Below are 18127 nucleotides of genomic sequence, written 5' to 3'. Positions count from 1 at the left end.
GGAAAGGGCGCCCTCGACCGGAAAGGTACCGGGGCTAGGCGGTGCGCGCGGGGGGACGCGTCATGCTGAGCAGGTCCAGGGCCGTGTCGAGCTGGGCCAGGGTGACTTCGCCGCGTTCCACGAAACCGAGGTCGATGACGGCCTGGCGCACCGGGACGCCGTGCGCGACCGCGTGCTTGGCGACCTTCGCCGCGGCCTCGTAGCCGATCACCCGGTTGAGCGGCGTCACGATGGCGGGGGAGGAGCCGGCCAGGGCCTTCGCCCGGTCGAGGTTGGCCTCGAGCCCGTCGATGGTCTTGTCGGCGAGCACCCGTGTCGCGTTCGAGAGCAGGCGGATCGACTCGAGCAGCGCGGTGCCCATCACGGGGATGGCCACGTTGAGCTCGAAGGAGCCGGACGCGCCCGACCATGCCACGGTCGCGTCGTTCCCGATCACGCGGGAGCAGACCATCAGCACGGCCTCGGGGATGACCGGGTTGACCTTGCCGGGCATGATCGAGGAGCCGGGCTGAAGATCGGGGATCTGCAGCTCGCCGAAGCCGGTGTTGGGGCCGGAGCCCATCCAGCGCAGGTCGTTGCAGATCTTGGTGAGGCTGACCGCGATGGTGCGCAGGGCACCGGATGCGTCGACGAGGCCGTCGCGGTTGGCCTGCGCTTCGAAGTGGTCGCGCGCTTCCGTCACGGGAAGCTCGGTCTCGGCGACCAGGAGCTCGATTACGAGCTGGGGGAAGCCGGCGGGGGTGTTGATGCCGGTGCCCACTGCAGTGCCGCCCAGGGGCACCTCGGCGACGCGGGGGAGGGCGCTGCGGATGCGCTCGATGCCGAGCCGCATCTGGCGGGCGTAGCCGCCGAACTCCTGGCCGAGGGTGACCGGGGTCGCGTCCATCAGGTGGGTACGGCCGGCCTTGACGGCATCGGCCCAGAGCACCGACTTGGCCTCGAGGGCGACGGCGAGGTGGTCGAGCCCGGGGATGAGGTCGTCGATGAGCGCGCTCGTGACGGCGAGGTGCACCGACGTGGGGAAGACGTCGTTCGAGGACTGCGAGGCGTTGACGTGGTCGTTCGGGTGCACCGGGCGGCCGAGGGTGCGGGTGGCGAGGGTCGCGAGCACCTCGTTCATGTTCATGTTCGAGGAGGTGCCGCTGCCGGTCTGGTAGACGTCGATCGGGAACTGGTCGTCGTAGAGACCGGTGATGACCTCGTCTGCTGCTCCGGCGATCGCCTCGGCGATGTCGCCGTCGAGCACCCCGAGCTGCGCGTTCGCGAGGGCGGCGGATTTCTTGATGCGGGCGAGGGCCGAGATCTGCGCGGGTTCGAGGACGGAGCCGGAGATCGGGAAGTTCTCAACGGCCCGCTGGGTCTGGGCGCCGTAGAGGGCGTCGACGGGAACCTGCACCTCGCCCATCGTGTCGTGTTCGATTCGGTAGCCGGCATCTGCGGTTTTTTGCACCACTGTGTGTAAGACCTTTCGATTGGGAGACGGTACTGCCCGGGCTGTGGGATCAGACGTTGCCGACGACGACGTCGGGAACGGCCCGGCCTTCGAGCAGTCGGTAATTGGCGCCGACGATAGCCAATGTACCCGCTGCGACGGCGTCGCTGATCAACTCGGACTGTTCCAGGAGCTCGGTCACGGTGTCGCGCAGGTGTTCCCTGCCGACCATGAGTGCATCGATGCTCCCGGGTTCGGTCAGCGTCGCATCCGTCGCCGCGACCACCCGGTGCACGGCGGGCACGATCTTCTCAATGATCCGGCCGATGTGCACGGGCAGGGGAGCCGCCCCGGGCGCCTGCGCGTCAACGGCGGCCTGGACCGCGCCGCAGCCGTCGTGGCCGAGCACGAGGATGAGCGGGACCTTGAGCACGGCGACCGCGTACTCGAGGGAGCCGAGCACGGAATCGGAGATGACCTGCCCGGCGTTCCGCACGACGAAAAGGTCGCCGAGGCCCATGTCGAAGATGATCTCGGCGGCGAGACGCGAGTCGCTGCACCCGAAGAGGGCCGCGGCCGGGGTCTGCGCGGTCGCGAGCTCGGTGCGCCGGTCGACGTCCTGGCGCGGATGCTGCGGCTCGCCGTCCACGAATCGCTGGTTGCCGCGCTGCAGCCGGCTCCACACCGCTGCCGGGCCCACGGCGTCGCCCGGGGCCGCAGCCTGGCTGATGAGCACGTCTTTGCCCTGTCCGGTCACTGGGTCACCGCCTGTCCGTTGGCACTGATCTGGGCGGCGATCGCGGTCGCGACCGCCGCGAATTCGTCTTCGTCTGCCGTTCCGACGAGCAGGTAGCTGCTCGTCCCTGCGCTCGTCACGAGGGCGTATTCGAAGTTGCCGCGGTCCTTCTCGGCCGCCGGGTTCCGGTAGACGTCCCAGGTGACTCCTGCGAGGGTGAGCGTCTGGGCTGCGGGGGCGTCGTTCAACTGCTGCCCGATCCAGGTCGGATTCGCGCCGAGGGCCTGGGTGAGGCCGATGAACTCGTTGCGGGGGGTCAGCAGGCCGATGTACCAGGACGGGATCTTGTCTGTGCCTCCGAGACGCCACTGGGCGGCATTCGCCCGCCAGCCATCCGGGAGCTCAGGGACCACAAGCGGCTCGTCGATCCCGACCTGCACCTGGCTCGCGACGGCGGCGAAATCGACGGTGCGGTCGACGGGCCCGTCGCTGCGCGGGACGAGGAGGACGAGAACGAAGACCGCACCGAGGGTGGCGAGGAGGGACAGGACCAGGTTGTTGACGGTCTTGCGCGACCGGTAGTTCCGCGAGTTCGTCGCGAGGCGGTCCGCCGTCTCCTGGGCGGTCTCAGGCCTGCCGAGCTCGGCGACGACCCGGGGCGGGCGCTTCGTGGTGGTCATTCGGTGCCGGGGCCGGTCGAGGGGGAGGCGGAGTCCAGTTGGCGCGCGCGAGCGGCGTCGAGGCGGGCCTTGGCTCCGATCAGCCATTCCTCACAGCGGCTCGCGAGTTCCTCGCCGCGTTCCCACAGGGCGAGGGACTCTTCGAGGGTCGAAGAGCCCTGTTCGAGGGCGCTCACGACCCGTACGAGTTCGTCCCTGGCCTGCTCGTAGCTCAGGGTGGAGATGTCGGCGGGAGCGGTCATGGCGTCCATTCTATTGAGTCCTGGCTGTCGTTTTCGGCCCGGTGGCCGGGTCAGCTGCCGGGTCCGCGGCCGGGTCTGCGGCCGGCTCGGCGGACGGGCCTGCTGTGGCCGCGAGGGTTCCCGCGCCGAGCGTGATCCTGAGCCGGGTACCGTCCGGAGCATCGGCGGCGGCACGCAGCACGTGGCCGTCCCGCACCTGCACGATCGCGTAACCGCGGTCGAGGGTGCCCTGCGGGGACAGCGTGCGGAGCCTCGTGCGGAGCTCCGTGACGACGCCGGCGGATGCCTCGACGACGCGTTCCACTAGCTCCGTTCCCCGGGCGACGTACCGGGTGAGGTCCTCGGCACGGGAATCGACGATCCAGGCCGTGCTGCTGAGCACGGGGCGTGACCGGAGCTGGCCGATCCGGTCGACCTCGGCGGCGAGGATTCCGGTCAGCCGGGTGCTCAACCGGGCCCTGGCCTGCTGGACGCGGTTGAGTTCGTCCGAGACGTCGGGAACGACCCGCTTGGCGGCATCCGTCGGGGTGGAGGCCCGGAGGTCGGCGACCTCGTCGAGCAGGGGCCGGTCGGCCTCGTGGCCGATCGCACTGACCAGGGGGGTGGCGCAGGCCGCCGCGGCGCGGAGCACGCGTTCGTCGCTGAAGCCGAGCAGGTTCTGGAAGTCGCCGCCGCCGCGGGCGACGATGATGACGTCGACGTCGGGGTCGGCATCGAGGCGCTGGATCGCGGCGACGACCTCGGCCACCGAGCGGTCGCCCTGCATGGCCGCGTACGCGAGGTGGAAATCGACGGCGGGCCAGCGCAGCTGGGCGTTGCGGATGACGTCCTTCTCGGCGTCGGAGTCCTTGCCGGTGACGAGGCCGATGCAGTGCGGCAGGAACGGGAGCGGTTTCTTGCGGGAGGCGGCGAAGAGGCCTTCGGCCGCGAGCTGCTTGCGGAGACGCTCGAGGCGTTCGAGCATGTCGCCGAGGCCGACGTGGCGCAGGTCGAAGACCTGCATGGTGAGTGTGCCGCCCTTGACCCAGTAATTCGGTTTGACCAGTGCGATGACGCGGTCGCCCTGCTTGAACTCGTCGCTCAGCCGGGCCTTGACGGACGACCACACGGTGAAGCCGACGGTGGCGTCCTCGCTGAGGTCTTTGAGCTTGCCGTACACATTGCCGCCACTGACGCCCCACTGGGTGATCTCACCTTCGACCCAGGCTGTGCCGAGCCGCTCGATGTAGCCGCGGATCTTGTTCGCCAGCAGGGCGACGGGCCACGGAGCCTCGAGGGTGGGTGGTGCATCGGTCATGAATCGTTCCTCCCACGGCCTGTCCAGCCACGCACCCATAGAATGAGCCGGTGACTATCAGCTCGGATTCAAGCGTTATCGGCCTCGGCATGCCCCGGATTCCCCGGGCACGCAACGTCCTCAAGGATACCCCGGTGGATGGGCCGAAACGGGTGCTGCTCGCTGCCCCGCGCGGCTACTGCGCGGGTGTCGACCGGGCCGTCATCGCGGTCGAGAAGGCGCTCGAGCTGTACGGAGCGCCCGTCTACGTGCGCAAGCAGATCGTGCACAACGTGCACGTCGTCTCCGAACTCGAGAAGCAGGGCGCCATCTTCGTCGACGAGGTCGATGAGGTGCCCCGCGGCTCGCACCTCGTCTTCAGCGCCCATGGAGTGTCGCCGGCCGTCGTCAGCGCGGCCGCTGCGCGGGGGCTGCGCGCGATCGACGCGACCTGCCCGCTCGTCACCAAGGTGCACCGCGAGGCCGTGCGCTTCGCCCGCGATGATTTCGAGATCCTGCTGATCGGCCACGAAGGACATGAAGAGGTCGAGGGCACGGCAGGGGAGGCACCGGAACACACGACCCTCGTGGGCAGCCCGGACGAGGCCGACACGATCGTGGTGCGCAACCCGGAGAAGGTCGTCTGGCTGTCGCAGACCACCCTCAGCGTCGACGAGACCATGGAGACCGTGAGCCGGCTCCGCGCCCGGTTCCCGCTGCTGCAGGATCCGCCGAGCGATGACATCTGCTACGCCACCCAGAACCGGCAGGTGGCGATCAAGAAGATCGCCGAGGCCTCAGACCTCGTGCTCGTCGTCGGTTCGGCGAACTCGTCCAATTCGGTGCGCCTCGTCGAGGTCGCCCTCGAATACGGCGCCCGCGCCGCCTACCGGGTCGACTTCGCGAGCGAGGTCAAGCAGGAGTGGCTCGACGGCGTCGCGACCGTCGGAGTGACGAGCGGGGCATCCGTGCCCGAGGAACTCGTGACCGAACTCCTGCGCGACCTCGCCGGCGCCGGATTCGGTGACGTGCAGGAAGTGAAGACCGCCGAGGAGGACCTGCTGTTCTCGCTCCCGAAGGAACTGCGCAAGGACCTTGCGGGCAACAACGACGCACGGGCCCTCGGCGGGCGAGTGACCCGGGTCGAGTAGCGCCGATCATCGTGGGGCGCCGGTGGGGGGCGCCCGCGTGGATGCCTACGGCTGGCTGTAGAAGTCGATCAGCGTCGGGTCGGTGGTCACGACGACCATCATGAAGGCGAAGATCACCACGAGCGCGATCACCGCGCCGATCACCGGGACGTAGAACGCCCGCTTGCGGCGTGAGATGAGCAGGATCGCCGCGGCGGCGGTGAGCAGCCAGACGATCGCTTCGGTGATTCCGCCCGCCGTGACGAGCCCGGCGACGGAGGAGTCCGGCACGTAGGTACCGAGGTGGGACTGGGTGTAGAGCATCTGGATGGCGTCGGGGAGGGCGTTGAGCACCCCGATCGACATGAAGGTCGCGGCGAGGCCGAGCGCGAGCAGGCCGAGGGTGACCCGCCGGTCCCAGGCGGGAACATCGGGCCTGGCCGGTCCGGTCAGAGTACCAAGCGACGGCGCGGAGACAGCGGAGTTCGGGCCAGCGGTTGGCGAGCGTGGCGTGGTGACGCCCGGATCCCAGCTCCAGCCCTCAGGGGCCAGCTCCCCGTAGCGGGGCTGGGGCCGGGGGTCCCGGCGGGGGCTGTCAGGGACGTTTTCGCTGGGCACGGGGGAGCCGTTCGACTAATTTGCGGGTGAGGAAGGCGACGGGGTGCGTCTTCATATAGGTGAGGTGCGCCCGGAGACCGGCTACTTCGCCGGCCAGGGCATCCCTGGCGGCGGAGGTGGCGACGAGCTCGGCCGTCGCGGCGTCCCGTTCGGCCAGGGCGGTTGCTTTGTCAGCGGCGAGGAGGTCCGCCTCGAGGCGGGCCTGGGCGGCTGTGACGAGGGCGGCATCCGTGTTCTTGAGCGCCTCGTTCTCGGCGGCGATCCGGTTCGCGAATCCGAGGATCTCGTCGGGTGGTGTTGCACGCGTGCGGATCGGCGCGGTGTTCCGCGGCAGGGAGGCCAGGGGGATCGCGACTCCGACGTACTGGTAGACGTGGCTGTCCGTGGCCTTGAGGAGGTCGAAGAACGTCTCGTCCGCGGTGAGTCCGAGGCCGGCAAGACGTTCGGTCACCCAGCGTTCCGGATATTCCGAGACGACGGGGTCCTCCTCACGGATGCCGTAACCGGCGGCCGTGAACATGTCTTCGATCTCGAAGGCATCGTAGAAATGCAGGTGGGTCTTGTCGAGCAGCCCGGTCTCCGTGTAGGTGAACCGGCCCTCGAGCAGGTCCAGCCGTACGGAAAGGTGACCCATATTGGGAATCGAGTAGACCACGACTCCGCCGGGCCGCAGCAGGGCGCGAATGGCCACGAGGGTCGCGCGCGGGTCTGGCAGGTGTTCGAGGACGTCGGCGAACAGCACGACGTCGAAAGCTCCGAGCCCGGCGACGGCGGCCGTGTCGCTCACGTCGAGCACGTAGGCCTCGGAGATCTTGCCCCGCGCCTCGTCGATGTCGACCGGATTCAGGTCGACACCGACGACGGTGCAGTTATTCATCTGTTCCAGGGCTTCACCGAAATTTCCGGCCGAGCACCCCACATCCAGCACCCTCGATCCTTCAGGAATGAAGGAGAGCATGTTGGACCAGCTGTTGTTGCGGGTTCCCCGCACGAACAGGTGGCTGGAGTACGCCGATGTTTCGCCCATTGGATGAATTTACTCCGGATTAGCTCTCCGAGTGTCCAGCGGAGCCGAGCTGCTGGGTGGCTTCGACGACGCGGGCGGCCATCGCCGTCTCGGCGACCTTGCCCCAGGCGCGCGGATCATACAGCTTCTTGTTGCCGACTTCGCCGTCGATCTTGAGGACGCCGTCGTAGTTCTTCAGCATGTAGCCGGCGACGGCACGCGTGAACGCGTACTGGGTGTCGGTGTCGATGTTCATCTTCACGACGCCGTTGGCGACGGCTTCGGCGATCTCGTCGGCGGTCGAGCCGGACCCGCCGTGGAAGACGAGGTCAAGCGGCTTCGGGCCGGTGCCGTACTTGGCGGCGAGGCCGTCCTGGATCTCCTTGAGGAGCTCCGGGCGCAGCTTGACGTTGCCGGGCTTGTAGACACCGTGGACGTTGCCGAAGGTCAGCGCGGCCATGTAGCGGCCGTCTTCGCCGAGGCCGAGGGCGTCGATCATGGCGCTCGCGTCGGCGAGGGTCGTGTACAGGTTCTCGTTGATGTCGCCCTCGACACCGTCTTCTTCGCCTCCGACGGCGCCGATCTCGACCTCGAGGATCGCGTTGATGTTCTTAGTGCGCTTGAGGATGTCCTTCGCGATGACGAGGTTCTCGGCGAGCGGGATGGCGGAACCGTCCCACATGTGCGACTGGAAGATCGGGTTGCGCCCGGCCTTGACTTCGGCTTCCGAAGCGGCGATGAGGGGGAGGACGAAGTCGTCCAGGGCGCCCTTGGGGCAGTGGTCCGTGTGCAGGGCAACGGTAACGGGGTAATTGTCGGCAACGGACTGCACGAAGTGAGCCATGGCGAGCGCACCGGATGCGCGGTTCTTGACCGTGTGGCCGGCGAAATAATCGGCGCCACCGGTGGTGACCTGGATGATGCCGTCGGAGCCGGCTTCAGTCAGGCCCTGCAGGACGGCATTAATGCTCTGGGAAGACGCAACGTTGAACGCCGGGTAAGCGAAACCCTGGGTCTTGGCTTTGTTGAGCATCTCTGCATACTGGTCTGGGGTTGCGATGGGCATGTTTCTGCGTCTCCTCGGTTGTACAGATTCGGTCTTCCCATCCTACCGATGGCGGCTGGATGGCTGGACGGGAAACATCAGCCGTTCCCGCTGGGCGGGCGCTAGGCTCTTAAACGGCAGCGCTGGGCGACCGGCGCCGGCCCAACGCTGGGCCTTGCCACTGCCGCACTCTTCGTCCGGGAAGGACCATCTGTGAACAGCCCCGAAATCGCCCCCAATTTCACCCACCCGGACCGAAACCTGGCCATGGAGCTGGTGCGCGCGACCGAAGCCGCGGCTATCCGCGCGGTGCCGTTCATCGGTCGCGGAGACAAGAACGCGGCTGACAAGGCCGCCGTCGACGCGATGCGAGTCTTCCTCGGTACCGTCAACTTCGATGGAGTCATCGTCATCGGCGAGGGCGAGAAGGACAAGGCCCCGATGCTCTTCAACGGCGAGCACGTCGGAAACGGCACCGGTCCGGCCTGCGACATCGCCGTGGACCCCATCGACGGCACGAGCCTCACGGCCGAGGGCCGCCAGAACGCGCTCTCCGTGATCGCCGTATCGTCCCGGGGCACGATGCTCGATGCCTCGTCGGTGTTCTACATGGACAAGATCGTCACGGCCGCCGCCGGCTTCGGCGTCGTGCACCTGGACCAGCCGATCGGCGACAACCTGCGCGCCCTGTCCCAGGCCACCGGCAAGCCCATCGGCGAGATGGTCGTGGCCGTGCTCAACCGTCCGCGCCACGAAGGCCTGATCGACGCGATCCGGAGCGCGGGAGCCGGCACCCGTCTCATGTCCGACGGCGACGTCGCCGGCGGCATCAACGCCGCCCGTTACGGCACCCGCATCGACATGTGCGTCGGTATCGGCGGCAGCCCGGAGGGCATCACGACGGCGTGCGCGCTCAAGGCACTCGGCGGCTTCATGCAGGGCCGACTCGCCCCCAAGGACGACGCCGAACGTGCCAGGGCCATTGCTGCCGGACTCGACGTCGACAAGGTGCTCGACCTCGACGACATGGTCTCGGGAGACAACACCTTCTTCGTCGCTACCGGCGTGACCGACGGCGGTCTCGTCGACGGCGTGCGTCGTAAGGGTCCGATCATTCGCACCGAGAGCATCGTCATGCGCGGCAAGTCCGGCACCGTCCGCCGGGTCGTGGCCGACCACCTCGCCGCCAAGTGGCTGTAGCCCGCGGGCACTGACCTCGCACTGACCGCACCCCCGCATCTCCCTACAACAATCGCCGTTTCGGCCGAGTACCCCCGTTCTTCGGGAGACGCTCGGCCGGAACGGCGATTGTCGTATTGCGCCCGCTCAGTCCGCGCGGTGGGCGGATGCCTCGAGTCCTGCTTCGGCGAGTCCCGCGGCTTCCAGTTCGGTCACGAACTCCCAGGCGACGAGTTCCCGCGGGGACTCCTCGACGCCCGCCAGCGGGGCGAGCACTTTGGACTCGTCGAGTGCATTGAGCTTGCGCGCCGTCGGCAGGACCTGGCGTTCCATCGAACCGACGAAACCGTTGTAGTCCTTGACGGTGCGCTCGATGGAGCGCCCCAGCTTCTCGATGTGGGTGGCGGTGACGGCCAGCCGGGCGTAGAGCTCGCGGCTGAGGTCGAAGAGCATTTTCGCGTCGTGCGTGAGCACATCCTGTTGCCAGGTGAACGCGACGGTCTTGAGCACCGACCAGAGCGTCACGGGGGAGGCGAGCGCGACCCGTTTGGAGAAGGCGAACTCCATGATCGAAGGGTCGGCTTCGAGAGCGGACGACACGAGCGACTCGCTCGGGATGAACGCGATCACGATCTCGGGGGAGGCCTCGAGGCCCTGCCAGTATGCCTTGCTGCCGAGGGCGGTGATGTGGTCGCGCACTGCCTTCACGTGGGCGCCCAGGAGAGCCGTGCGCCGTGCGCCCTCCGCACCGGTGGCCGTCGCCGGGATCTGGCTCGCCTCGAGGAACGCCGTGAACGGCACCTTGGCGTCGACGGCGATGTTCTTGCCTCCGGGCAGGTGCACGACCATGTCAGGCCGGCCGGCGCCCGCGTCTGAGCTGATGCTCGACTGCACGTCGAAATCGACCCGCTCGATGAGCCCGGCGGCCTCGACGACGCTGCGCAGCTGGGTCTCGCCCCAGACTCCGCGCGTGTTGTTGGCGCGCAAGGCGGAAGCCAGTGACTCGGCGGTGCTGCGCAGGCGCTCTTCGGATTCAGTGGCACTGCGGAGTTGCTGGCTGAGCTCGCCGTGCTGCAGGCTGCGCTGGGCCTCGAGTTCGGAGACCTTCAGCTGCATGTCGTGCAGGCTTTCCCGCACCGGGGCCAGGGCCTGCAGGACCTTGCTCTCCCGCTGTTCGCGTTCGGTGCGGGCGGCGGCCTCCTCGCGGTGCCGCTCGTCGAACTCGCGTCCCCGGCGCTGCGCCTCGGCGAGTTGCTCGCGGAGGGCATCCGTCGTGGCCTGCACCGAGGCCAGTTCTTCACGCAGGATGGCCGAGACGGCGGCCTCGGAGGACCGCAGTTCGGCGAGGTCGACCTGGTGGCGGGCTTCGAGAACGGCGGGATCGACGGTGGGCGTGGCTGCGCCGTCCCGGGCGGCGCGGCGTTGCAGCACGATGACCGTGCAGAGGGCGCCGAGTACGGCGCCGAGGGCGATGCCGAGAAGGAGGGTGAGCCAGGGATCCATGTCTCAACCCTGCCAGTGGCCGCCGACATTGGCGTCGCGGCAGGCGGGAACCCGCCGAGGAGGGTTCACCGGTCTGGCGACCCGGTGAGCTGGGAGCGCGTCAGGCTTCGAGCGCGAGCGCGAGAGTCAGCATTTCCGGGTCGTTCCGGGTGGTCCGCGACACGACGAGGTGTTCCCGGTTGATCCGCTGCGCGAAGAATCCGAGGTACGGCAGCTGGATGATCGTCGTGAGGCCGCCCTGTCCTGCCGTGACGAGCGCGGGGATGACGCGGTTCTCCGGCAGGGCGCCGAGCGGTGCGGGCATCGTCGTGCGCCACATTCCATAGGCTTCCTGGTCGATGCCGGAGTTCCAGAAGTCCGAGGGCCAGGTCGAGGTCGATGTCGCCGCCCACAGCTCCGCGTCGGTGAGGGTGTCCAGGAGGCGCTGGATCTCCTCGTCCGGGATGCTCACGGTCGGTTCGGCCACGTCGAAGTGGGTCCAGGCCCGCCGCCACTCGGCCAGCCAGCGCTGCACGGCGGCGTCGACGTCGAGGTCGGCCGGCCGGCGCGAGGTACCCGGGTCCGGCTCCGAATCCAGGCGCGGAACGCTGTCGATCTCGAGGTGCCAGGCGCTGCGCACGAAGAGCAGGAAGGTCAGGGGCGACCAGCACTCCTCGACGTTGATCTGCATGTCCTGGGGCCAGGGGCTCAGTGGCAGGTCTTCGGAGTCCACGATGGCGGCCCGGATCGTCTTGCTGCTAGCTCAGGGCCATCGGCCCGTGGACCGCGGCCTTCGCTGCGATGGCGACGGGCCCGATGGCTCCGACCGCGACCTTGGTGATCCGGGCCAGGTCTTCGACCGTGTCCGCGCCGTGCCGTTTCGCCGCGTGGATGATGATGGCGGCGCACGCCTCCGCGTCTGCGAGGGCGTCGTGGTGCGCGAAGTCCTCGAAACCGGCCGCCATCGCGGCGACCGGGAGCCGGTACGAGTCGAGGTGGTACGTGCGGCGGGCGACCTGCAGGCTGCACACATAGCTGAAGTCGGGCACCGGGAGTCCCGCGACCGTCGAGGCGGTCTTGATGACGCCGAGGTCGAAGCCGGCGTTGTGGGCCACGAGGGTGTCACCGTCGGCGAAGGCGACCAGTGCCGGGAGCTGCTGGGCCCAGGTCGGGGCGCCGAAGACATCCGCCGGGTAGATGCCGTGGATCTTGATGTTCCACTTCAGGAACTCGTCGTGCCCGGGCGCGGGCTGGATGAACCAGCCGACCCGATCGGTCACGAGCCCGTCACGCACCTTCACGAGCCCGACCGAACACGCGGAGGCGCTTGAGGAGTTGGCGGTTTCGAAGTCGATCGCGGTGAAGTTGAGGGGCACCCCTTCATGCTCTCACGGCCCACCGACAGGCCCGGCGGGGCCCGCCCGGTACGATGGATTCTCGTGGCTCTTACTATTGCAATCGTCGGACTGCCCAATGTCGGCAAGTCCACCCTCTTCAACGCGTTGACCAAGAACAACGTGCTCGCGGCGAACTACCCGTTCGCCACGATCGAGCCGAACGTGGGGATCGTGAACCTGCCGGACTCCCGGCTCGCCGCGCTCGCCGCGATCTTCGGCAGCGAACGCCTGCTCCCGGCACCGGTGTCCTTCGTCGACATCGCCGGCATCGTGCGCGGCGCGAGCGAGGGCGAAGGCCTCGGCAACAAGTTCCTCGCGAACATCCGTGAAGCGGATGCCATCGCGCAGGTCATCCGCGGATTCGCCGACCCCGACGTGGTGCACGTCGACGGCGCCGTGAACCCGGCCGGCGACATGGAGACCATCAACACCGAGCTCATCCTCGCGGACCTGCAGACCCTCGAGAAGGCCATCAGTCGTTTCGAGAAGGAAGTCAAGGGGCGCAAGATGCCTTCGATCGTGCTCGAGACCGCGCTCAAGGCGCAGGCCGTGCTCGACGCCGGCCAGCCGCTGTCGTCCGCGAAGCTCGACATCGAGCCGATCCGGGAACTCGGCCTCCTCACCGCCAAGCCCTTCATCTACGTGTTCAACGTCGACGAGGCCGTGCTGCAGGACGCCGAGAAGCTTGCCGTGCTGGCCGCCCTCGTCGCCCCGGCCAACGCAGTGTTCCTCGACGCCAAGCTCGAGTCAGAGCTCAGCGAGCTCGACGCGGCCGACGCCGCGGAGATGCTCGCCTCGACCGGCCAGGCCGAGAGCGGTCTCGACCAGCTCGCCCGCATCGGCTTCGACACCCTCGGCCTGCAGACCTACCTGACGGCAGGCCCGAAGGAGACCCGCGCGTGGACGATCCACAAGGGCTGGACCGCCCCGCAGGCCGCCGGCGTGATCCACACCGACTTCCAGAAGGGCTTCATCAAGGCCGAAGTCTTCTCCTTCGACGACCTGATCGCCGCCGGCTCGATCGCCGAGGCCCGCGCCAAGGGCAAGGCCCGTATCGAGGGCAAGGAATACGTCATGCAGGACGGCGACGTCGTGGAGTTCCGCTTCAACGTCTAGCCTCCGGCATCCCAATTTCTGAGCGACGACCGGCAGAGGTGCCGGTCGTCGCTCTTTCGTTGTTGGCGTCGCGTGGATGGCACCCGAACCGCGCAGGAGACTCCGAGCGCGAAACGGCCGGGTGAACTTTCTTCGGCCCGTAGGATTCACACCATGAGCTCCGGCCAGGTATTTGCGCTCCTATGGGGACCGTTCGCGGTTGCATTCGGGGTGACGTTCATCGTGAAGCGCGCTCGGATATCGGAGTTGGCGAGACGCCAACGACGCCAGCAGGGCCTCCGCGTATCGCAGCGAACTCAATCGCCCGCACTGATAGCGGTGAGCGGCGCACTCCTGGTGGTTCTCGGTATCTGCGCATCAATCGGAGCACTCACAGGGCAGATTCGATGAGTGATCACGACGGGCTCGGTTGGCTCACCTCACCAAACGGTCGAATACTTGCGGCGTTGTGGAACATGTTGATCTGTGCGGCCATCGTCGTGGTTTCGGTTGTGATGGGGATGACCCGGACCCCGACCGCATTCATCCTGACAGCTCTCGGCCTCATCATGGAGTGGCAATTTGTGCGCGGATATCTGCGCGCGCGGCAAGCGAAAGTGGCCGAAAGGTAGCCGGTCGCGGTCTGCGCTCGTCCGGTTGAGATCCGCTTTCGCGTTAGGCTCGTGCTCCTTGCGATAGTCATCGCAGCAGCATCCATCGAAGGAGACCACCGTGCCCGTCATCGCCATCATCGGAGCCGGACCGGGACTCGGAGCCGTCGTCGCGCGAAGGTTCGGGCGCGAAGGCTTCTCTATTGCCCTGATCGCCAGGAATCAGTCGAAACTGGACGCCATGGCAGCCGAGCTGGCCGCTTCCGGCTTCACCGCGAGGGCGTACGCAGCGGATGTCCTCACGCCGGCATCGCTCGAGGCGGCCCTTGCGCGTGCCGAAGCGGAGCTCGGAGCCATCACGGTGTTGCAGTACAGCCCGCTCCCGTCCCGCGACTACCTGAAGCCGGTTCTCGAGATGACTCCGGAGCTGGCTCTGGAGGCACTGCAGTTCTCGGCCCTCGGGCTCATCCACGCGGCGCGTGCGGTGCTGCCTGCGATGCGGGCGGCAGGGAGCGGCAGCATCATCCTGATCAACGGCGGAACCTCTGTGAAGGCCCGCGCCGGCTTCGCAGGAACCTCGGTGGCCTTCCCTGCCGAGAGCGCCTACGGCGAGATGCTCCACGATGCCCTGTCGGATGAGGGCATCCGGGTCAGCCAGCTTGTGATCCCGGGCGGCATTCCCCAGCTTCAGTTGGCCAACGGCATCGACGGCGTCGCCGATCGCATCTGGGACCTCCACGCCGTCGCCGGACCGTTCCGCACCATGCTCATCCCGCTTGAGGACGGCCGGGAGTAGGTAGCCACCCTGCCCAGCCCGCGACCGCAGGCATCGTCCGGGTGAAGGCTCAGGGTGTGGGCAGGCGGGAGAGCGCCGTCAGGAGCGGTTCCTGCTGTCCGGCCAGACAGACCCGGATCCAGCCCTCGCCGGCGGATCCAAAGGCGGAACCCGGGGCGACGGCCACCCGCTGAGTGAGCAGGAACTTCTCCGCCCACTCGGCGACGTCTCACGCCGCCGTTCTAGAGTTCCTTCGTCAGCCCGCCGTCGATTCTGAAGTCGGCGCCCGTGACGTTGCCGGCCCGCCCACTGGCCAGCAGGAGCACGAGGTCCGCGACTTCCCCTGGTTCGGTGAAGCGGCCGGTGGAGAATCCGCCGCCGGCTTCGATGATGCGCTTGCGTGCCTCGTCGGGGGAGACGCCCATGGCCTTAGCGACCGTCGACGCCACCCCGGTTTCGCCCAACCACAGCGGCGTCGAAACCGGCCCGGGGCTGACCGTGTTGAAGCGGATGCCCCGGTCGCCGAATTCCTTGGAGAGCGCCTTCGAGAGGTTCCAGACTCCTGCTTTCGCGACGGAATAGTCGATGACTCCGGGGTCGGGAAGGTAAGCGTTCACGGAAGCGATGGTGACCACGGTTCCGCCTCCCCGCTCGATCAGCCGGGGAATGGCCGCTCGGGTCGTGCGCACAACGGCCATCAGATCGAGGTTCAGGGTGGTGAGCCAGTCCTCGTCGGTCACGTCGAGGAATCCCGTAGTGCGCGGTGTGAGCGCACCGACGTTGTTGACGAGGATGTCGAGGCCATCGGCGGCTTCGGCGATCAGCCTGTCCGGGCCGGTCGGGGTCGACAGATCAACCGCAACGAATCGGACAGCGTCGCCGAGAGCGTCGAGTTCGGAGGACGACGATCGGGAGCCTGCGATCACCTGCGCTCCCTCGGCGACGAGCGCGGTGGTCACCGCGAGTCCGATGCCCTTGCTGGCACCCGTGACGACGGCTGTCTTTCCGGCAAGATCGAGATTCATGTTCGGGTTCCTCTGCTCGAAGGTCGAATGGTGAATGTCGTTGAGATGATGGGAGGGGGGTTCCGGCATCCGTGGATCCACGGAACCACTGTTCATTCCACTGTGCAATGGGGCGCCCAACCGCCGGAGCCGAAATCCCACATCAGTCGCGATTTTGGCCTATGCGGGCCGGGACTCTGGGTGCGCTAGCCTTCTGGCTAGGTTGATCAGCAAGAACTCGGGGGAATCGACATGGTGCACGACCTATCCGGACTCACCACGGCAAGGCTCGCCGGAATCCTGGCGCTGGGCCTCCTGCTGTCCGGATGCTCCAGCCAGCACGCGGATGCGCCGGCGCCGGGTTCGACCGCTTCTGCCGTTCCGATCGCCAGCACGATCCAGCCCACCGCGGCGCCTACGTCTGCACCTACGGTGACCGCAACAGCGGCTCCACTTAACCTGAACGACCCGAGCTCGTGGATCATCGGCTTCTCCGGTGTCGGACCGATGGTGCTCGGGGCTGATCTGACTTCGACCAAGGAGTCGATGACCGCCTTCAGCCAGAACCTCTGGGACGAGTGCCCCTCACGTTCTGTCGTCACTTTCGCCGAGGCCGGATCTCCCAGCTTCGTCATCGCCGATCAGGGCGGCGACGGCATCATCCAGCAGGTTGTCGTGCAGACCGGGGAGAGCGCTGCTGGCTCCGCCACGTCGTCGGCGCGGACGAGTGCGGGAATCGGAATCGGTGCCACGCTCGACCAGCTCACGATCGCGTACCCCGCGATCACGTACCAGGATGCCGGCACTCCCATCGCCCAGTACGCACGGGCCAGCGGAGAGGGGAAGTGGATCCATTTTGTGGTGCTGGAGGACAAGGTGAGCCAGATCATCGTGTCGCCATAGGCCGGCATCGCTAAAGAACTCTGCGGCTAGTTCGATACTCTGAAGGCGGATGCGGCGCTAGCGTGGGCGGCACCACAAACGAAGAGGGGCCGCATGTCGTACATTGTCGACTTCGTGAACGTATCGACCGTCGGACTTGAATCGTCGCCGGTGATGGACGCGCTCGCCGGCTTGCGGGCCAACGAGGCGCGCTACTTCAAGAACAAATACGATCATGTCTTCACCGTCAGCCCTGTGAGCGATGCTCCGGACGTGCTCGAGTGGGTGAGCCGCATCCTCAAGGAGGAGCGTGACATCGTCATCGCCTCGAGCCCGCTCGAGGTGACCGCCTTCGAAGTCGAGGGAACTCGGATGGCCTACGTGTTCTACGAGTCCGGATTGTCGATCAACGTCATGTACGGCATCGAGGACGGTCAGAAGCGAGCCGTCGGGTTCAAGCTCGCCGACGGCATGGAGGTGCCCGAAGAACTGGCCACTCGATTCAAATTCGCACGGCAGAAATCGAAGCTGGCCGGCGTCATCCGAGGTTCCTACTTCGTGATCAAGGGCGAGTACTGAGTTCCCGACCCGTCGACGTCGATAGTCCGTGGCGGACCTGTGGCACCGTCCGGACGAGTGTGGCTTAGGCACCGGCTTGTCCTCAACAAAGTGCTTCNCCTCAACAAAGTGCTTCTGACCGGGTTTTCCACAGGTGATTCGTGGGCGTGCGGATGCCTCAAGAATGTCGGTGGTCGTTCGTAGAGTGACCGGTATGACAACTGAAAATACCTCAGAACCTCAGCCCGAAAGCACGGCGGAACCCCCGCCCGGGACCCCTCCCGACAGTCCTCCCGACCCGTACCTGAACCCCCGGCATCTGAGCCTGGTGGAGCCGTCCCTGCCCGAGGTGTATGACGCGATCCGGGAGGCGGACCGGGAGATGAACCGGGCCGCCGCGAAGCGGGCGGCCGCGATCTATGCGGCGCAACGGGTCTTGGCGGACGTGGGCCGGGCCCGGGCGGAGGCCGCAGAACGCGCCGGCGGGCCGCGAATGCCGTGGTCGCCGGAAGAAGCCACGAAAGAGGAATTCACTTGCGAGGTCGGCGCCCTGCTCCGGCTGCCCAGGCGCACGGCGGAGACCCTGATTGAAGCCAGCCGCACCCTCGCCGAAGACCTCCCCGTGACCCGGGAGGCCCTGGCCTCCGGGGCGATCAGTTACCGGCACGCCCAGGTGATCATGGAGCAGGCCTGGGGTATCCGGGTCGATGATGACCCGGAAGCGGCCGCCCGGGCCCGGGCCGTGTTCGAGGAGGTCCTCGTGCCCGACGCGGAAGTGCTGACCGTGGCGAAGCTCGCCGACCGGGCCCGAAGGGTGCGGGAACGCACCCGCCCCGAGACCATCACCGCGAGGCACCAGAAAAGCGTCGAGGACCGGCACGTGGTGTTCCAGGCCCTCAACGACGGAATGGCCTCCCTGTATCTGACCGGGGATGCGGAGAAGGTGCAGGCGGCCTACCACCGCACCCTCGACACGGCG

General features: G+C 67.5%; 20 protein-coding genes. 8 read left to right on the top strand and 12 right to left on the bottom strand.

What is annotated here, in order from left to right:
* Positions 1-34 precede the first annotated feature (34 nt).
* Genes E3O50_RS12950 through xseA form a run of 5 tightly spaced genes read right to left on the bottom strand, consistent with a single transcriptional unit; the run spans position 35 to position 4387 of the window.
* Positions 35-1453: a class II fumarate hydratase gene (locus E3O50_RS12950; protein WP_134449492.1), complete on the bottom strand. Its 1419-nt coding sequence runs from the start codon at positions 1451-1453 to the stop codon at positions 35-37.
* 49 nt (positions 1454-1502) lie between these two features.
* Positions 1503-2168 (bottom strand): carbonic anhydrase, encoded by a 666-nt coding sequence (locus tag E3O50_RS12945; protein WP_277612988.1) that lies wholly within the window; start codon positions 2166-2168, stop codon positions 1503-1505.
* Positions 2169-2185: 17 nt separating this feature from the next.
* Positions 2186-2848 carry a DUF4245 domain-containing protein gene (locus tag E3O50_RS12940; RefSeq protein ID WP_134558101.1) on the bottom strand — a complete coding sequence of 221 codons (663 nt, stop codon included), beginning with the start codon at positions 2846-2848 and terminating at the stop codon, positions 2186-2188.
* Positions 2845-3099, bottom strand: coding sequence for an exodeoxyribonuclease VII small subunit (locus E3O50_RS12935; protein ID WP_134449494.1), 255 nt, complete (start codon positions 3097-3099; stop codon positions 2845-2847). Before E3O50_RS12935 ends, E3O50_RS12940 begins: the two co-directional genes overlap by 4 nt.
* A gap of 1 nt (position 3100) precedes the next feature.
* A complete protein-coding gene (gene xseA, locus E3O50_RS12930) occupies positions 3101-4387 on the bottom strand; it encodes an exodeoxyribonuclease VII large subunit (protein WP_134558100.1) in 1287 nt (428 codons plus the stop codon).
* A gap of 89 nt (positions 4388-4476) precedes the next feature.
* Between xseA and E3O50_RS12925 the strand changes: the two genes are divergently transcribed.
* Positions 4477-5517, top strand: a complete 1041-nt coding sequence (locus E3O50_RS12925) for a 4-hydroxy-3-methylbut-2-enyl diphosphate reductase (protein ID WP_134449618.1) — start codon at positions 4477-4479, stop codon at positions 5515-5517.
* A gap of 45 nt (positions 5518-5562) precedes the next feature.
* Here E3O50_RS12925 and E3O50_RS12920 read toward each other — a convergent pair whose 3' ends face one another.
* From E3O50_RS12920 to fbaA, 3 genes are read right to left on the bottom strand one after another with little or no spacing between them, the layout of a single operon-like run.
* Positions 5563-6114 (bottom strand): DUF6264 family protein, encoded by a 552-nt coding sequence (locus tag E3O50_RS12920; RefSeq protein ID WP_134449496.1) that lies wholly within the window; start codon positions 6112-6114, stop codon positions 5563-5565.
* Positions 6092-7141: a class I SAM-dependent methyltransferase gene (locus tag E3O50_RS12915; protein WP_134558099.1), complete on the bottom strand. Its 1050-nt coding sequence runs from the start codon at positions 7139-7141 to the stop codon at positions 6092-6094. The genes E3O50_RS12920 and E3O50_RS12915 overlap by 23 nt, the downstream gene beginning before the upstream one ends.
* 19 nt (positions 7142-7160) lie before the next feature.
* Positions 7161-8186 carry a class II fructose-bisphosphate aldolase gene (gene fbaA / locus E3O50_RS12910; RefSeq protein ID WP_134449498.1) on the bottom strand — a complete coding sequence of 342 codons (1026 nt, stop codon included), beginning with the start codon at positions 8184-8186 and terminating at the stop codon, positions 7161-7163.
* A 246-nt stretch (positions 8187-8432) separates the two neighbouring features.
* Between fbaA and glpX the strand changes: the two genes are divergently transcribed.
* Positions 8433-9365 (top strand): class II fructose-bisphosphatase, encoded by a 933-nt coding sequence (gene glpX / locus E3O50_RS12905; protein ID WP_134558107.1) that lies wholly within the window; start codon positions 8433-8435, stop codon positions 9363-9365.
* A gap of 126 nt (positions 9366-9491) precedes the next feature.
* Here the strand turns inward: glpX and rmuC are convergent, their stop codons facing one another.
* From rmuC to E3O50_RS12890, 3 genes are all read right to left on the bottom strand, one after another.
* A complete protein-coding gene (gene rmuC, locus E3O50_RS12900) occupies positions 9492-10847 on the bottom strand; it encodes a DNA recombination protein RmuC (protein WP_134558098.1) in 1356 nt (451 codons plus the stop codon).
* 100 nt (positions 10848-10947) lie between these two features.
* A complete protein-coding gene (locus tag E3O50_RS12895; RefSeq protein ID WP_134449500.1) occupies positions 10948-11559 on the bottom strand; it encodes a hypothetical protein in 612 nt (203 codons plus the stop codon).
* Positions 11560-11584: 25 nt separating this feature from the next.
* Positions 11585-12202, bottom strand: a complete 618-nt coding sequence (locus tag E3O50_RS12890; protein WP_134449501.1) for an exonuclease domain-containing protein — start codon at positions 12200-12202, stop codon at positions 11585-11587.
* Positions 12203-12265: 63 nt separating this feature from the next.
* On the opposite strand from E3O50_RS12890, the gene ychF reads away from it, so the two are divergent.
* The 3 genes from ychF to E3O50_RS12875 all read left to right on the top strand — a co-directional run bounded on the left by ychF (position 12266) and on the right by E3O50_RS12875 (position 14725).
* Positions 12266-13339 (top strand): redox-regulated ATPase YchF, encoded by a 1074-nt coding sequence (ychF, locus tag E3O50_RS12885; protein WP_134558097.1) that lies wholly within the window; start codon positions 12266-12268, stop codon positions 13337-13339.
* 386 nt (positions 13340-13725) lie between these two features.
* A complete protein-coding gene (locus tag E3O50_RS12880) occupies positions 13726-13950 on the top strand; it encodes a hypothetical protein (RefSeq protein WP_134558096.1) in 225 nt (74 codons plus the stop codon).
* A gap of 100 nt (positions 13951-14050) precedes the next feature.
* Positions 14051-14725 (top strand): SDR family NAD(P)-dependent oxidoreductase, encoded by a 675-nt coding sequence (locus E3O50_RS12875; RefSeq protein WP_134558095.1) that lies wholly within the window; start codon positions 14051-14053, stop codon positions 14723-14725.
* A 221-nt stretch (positions 14726-14946) separates the two neighbouring features.
* Here the strand turns inward: E3O50_RS12875 and E3O50_RS12865 are convergent, their stop codons facing one another.
* Complete coding sequence (locus tag E3O50_RS12865; protein WP_134558094.1) at positions 14947-15729, bottom strand: SDR family oxidoreductase; 783 nt, start codon at positions 15727-15729, stop codon at positions 14947-14949.
* Positions 15730-15960: 231 nt separating this feature from the next.
* On the opposite strand from E3O50_RS12865, the gene E3O50_RS12860 reads away from it, so the two are divergent.
* The 3 genes from E3O50_RS12860 to E3O50_RS12850 all read left to right on the top strand — a co-directional run.
* Positions 15961-16611, top strand: coding sequence for a hypothetical protein (locus E3O50_RS12860; RefSeq protein WP_134558093.1), 651 nt, complete (start codon positions 15961-15963; stop codon positions 16609-16611).
* A 93-nt stretch (positions 16612-16704) separates the two neighbouring features.
* Complete coding sequence (locus tag E3O50_RS12855) at positions 16705-17169, top strand: phage tail protein (protein WP_134558092.1); 465 nt, start codon at positions 16705-16707, stop codon at positions 17167-17169.
* Positions 17170-17362: 193 nt separating this feature from the next.
* Positions 17363-18127 (top strand): DUF222 domain-containing protein (locus E3O50_RS12850; RefSeq protein ID WP_134558091.1); only part of this gene is annotated, 765 nt, incomplete at its 3' end.

It is taken from the genome of Cryobacterium sp. MDB1-18-1 (assembly GCF_004402735.1).
Classification (GTDB): domain Bacteria; phylum Actinomycetota; class Actinomycetes; order Actinomycetales; family Microbacteriaceae; genus Cryobacterium; species Cryobacterium glucosi.
Note: the sequence above shows the minus strand (reverse complement) of the source record. Positions and strands in the feature narration are given on the sequence as shown.

Excerpts from the sequence above, each read along its gene's own strand:
- E3O50_RS12940 (WP_134558101.1), bottom strand. The coding sequence starts at position 2,848 with ATGACCACCACGAAGCGCCCGCCCCGGGTCGTCGCCGAGCTCGGCAGG.
- E3O50_RS12935 (WP_134449494.1), bottom strand. The coding sequence starts at position 3,099 with ATGGACGCCATGACCGCTCCCGCCGACATCTCCACCCTGAGCTACGAG.
- xseA (WP_134558100.1), bottom strand. The coding sequence starts at position 4,387 with ATGACCGATGCACCACCCACCCTCGAGGCTCCGTGGCCCGTCGCCCTG.
- E3O50_RS12925 (WP_134449618.1), top strand. The coding sequence starts at position 4,477 with ATGCCCCGGATTCCCCGGGCACGCAACGTCCTCAAGGATACCCCGGTG.
- E3O50_RS12915 (WP_134558099.1), bottom strand. The coding sequence starts at position 7,141 with ATGGGCGAAACATCGGCGTACTCCAGCCACCTGTTCGTGCGGGGAACC.
- fbaA (WP_134449498.1), bottom strand. The coding sequence starts at position 8,186 with ATGCCCATCGCAACCCCAGACCAGTATGCAGAGATGCTCAACAAAGCC.
- glpX (WP_134558107.1), top strand. The coding sequence starts at position 8,433 with ATGGAGCTGGTGCGCGCGACCGAAGCCGCGGCTATCCGCGCGGTGCCG.
- rmuC (WP_134558098.1), bottom strand. The coding sequence starts at position 10,847 with ATGGATCCCTGGCTCACCCTCCTTCTCGGCATCGCCCTCGGCGCCGTA.
- E3O50_RS12880 (WP_134558096.1), top strand. The coding sequence starts at position 13,726 with ATGAGTGATCACGACGGGCTCGGTTGGCTCACCTCACCAAACGGTCGA.
- E3O50_RS12865 (WP_134558094.1), bottom strand. The coding sequence starts at position 15,729 with ATGAATCTCGATCTTGCCGGAAAGACAGCCGTCGTCACGGGTGCCAGC.
- E3O50_RS12860 (WP_134558093.1), top strand. The coding sequence starts at position 15,961 with ATGGTGCACGACCTATCCGGACTCACCACGGCAAGGCTCGCCGGAATC.
- E3O50_RS12855 (WP_134558092.1), top strand. The coding sequence starts at position 16,705 with ATGTCGTACATTGTCGACTTCGTGAACGTATCGACCGTCGGACTTGAA.